This is a genomic window from Methylobacterium sp. AC832 (assembly GCF_979256025.1).
In genome coordinates this window covers 1-289 of record NZ_CEEDMV010000038.1, presented here as the reverse complement: position 1 = coordinate 289, position 289 = coordinate 1, and the positions used below count along the sequence as shown (strand labels likewise).

Genomic DNA, 289 nt, shown 5'->3' with positions numbered 1-289 from the left:
ACACCCGGGCCGGGCCTGACTGTGCGCGCCGCACTTCCGACGTGCAGGCGTCATCTAGAGAGTTCCATGATCCTCGCGCTGGTCGCGCTCGCCGTCGTCATGATCGTCGGCGGCATTGCTTCCGTGGTCCAGGGCTTTCCCTATGTCAGGCTGGACAGCGGATGGACGATGACCATCGCGGGCGCCGCCACGGCCTCGTCGGGCGCGCTCCTCCTCGGTCGTGCCGTGGTCGCCACCAACCAGAAGCGGCTGGAGCGGGTCCGGTTGGAGCAGGCCGCCGGCCCCGCCC

1 pseudogene is annotated in these 289 nt (G+C 70.2%); it reads left to right on the top strand.

The window, feature by feature from the left end:
- Positions 1-66: 66 nt before the first annotated feature.
- Positions 67-289, top strand: a pseudogene (locus AC0IXR_RS25030) (hypothetical protein); the annotation flags it as partial.